This window comes from Streptomyces bobili (assembly GCF_002154575.1).
GTDB lineage: Bacteria > Actinomycetota > Actinomycetes > Streptomycetales > Streptomycetaceae > Streptomyces > Streptomyces bobili.
The window spans coordinates 1-974 of sequence record NZ_MUBA01000854.1 but is presented as its reverse complement, the minus strand read 5'-3'; the positions used below and the strand labels follow the sequence as shown (position 1 = coordinate 974).

The 974-nt window shown below is 71.8% G+C and carries 2 protein-coding genes; both read left to right on the top strand.

Annotated elements, in window-relative coordinates:
* The first annotated feature begins 48 nt into the window (after positions 1-48).
* A complete protein-coding gene (locus BZL64_RS38225) occupies positions 49-570 on the top strand; it encodes a GntR family transcriptional regulator (RefSeq protein WP_086773510.1) in 522 nt (173 codons plus the stop codon).
* Positions 567-974: ATP-binding cassette domain-containing protein (locus BZL64_RS38220; RefSeq protein ID WP_143663466.1), on the top strand; the 408-nt coding region annotated here is incomplete at its 3' end. The genes BZL64_RS38225 and BZL64_RS38220, both read left to right, overlap by 4 nt.

Below are 974 nucleotides of genomic sequence, written 5' to 3'. Positions count from 1 at the left end.
TCGACAACCACCCTTTCACTACTCAATTAGTGAAAGGGTGGTTGTCGAGTGGTGGAATACCGCATCGACCGGCACAGCGGCGTGGCCACCTACCTCCAGATCGTCCAGCAGACCAAGCAGGCCCTGCGTCTGGGCATGCTTCGCCCCGGCGACAAGCTGCCGACGGCCCGCGAGGTGGTCGAGGCCACCGCCATCAACCCCAACACCGTGCTCAAGGCCTACCGCGAACTGGAACGGGACGGACTCGTCGAGGCCCGGCGCGGTGTGGGCACCTTCGTCCGACGTGGCCTGAGCACCGCCCCCGCCGACTCGCCCCTGCGCACCGAGCTGGACGAGTGGGCGACCCGGGCCCACACGGCCGGCCTCGACCGGGACGACGTGAGCGCGCTCTTCACCGCCGTACTGGACGAGCACTTCACGGCCGACCACGGAGAGCCGAGCACGGACCGCACCAGCCGCCCCAGCAACACAGGCAGCGCAGGCAGCGCAGGCAGCGCAGGCAGCGCAGGCAGCACCACAACCACCCACGACAGGCACTCCGACAAGCACTCCCAGGGGGACCCTTCATGACCGACACCGCCATGGCGGCAACCGCGCTCGGCAAGCGCTTCGGCCGGCGCGGCAGCTGGGCGCTGCGCGACTGCGCGTTCCGGCTGCCCACCGGCCGCGTCTGCGCCGTCGTCGGCCCCAACGGCGCGGGCAAGTCCACGCTCCTCGCCCTGGCCGCCGGCCTGCTGGCCCCCTCCGAGGGCTCGGTCACCGTCCTCGGCACGGACCCGGCGTCCGCACGCGCGCGTGTCGGTTACGTCGCCCAGGACAAGCCGCTGTACCCGCAGCTCACGGTCGCCGAGACGCTGCTCGTGGGCGCCGACCTCAACCCGGCCCGCTGGGACGCCGTCATCGCGGAGCGGATCGTCTCCGCGGGCGAGTTGAACCCCAAGGCCCGCATCCGCACGCTCTCCGGCGGTCAGCGC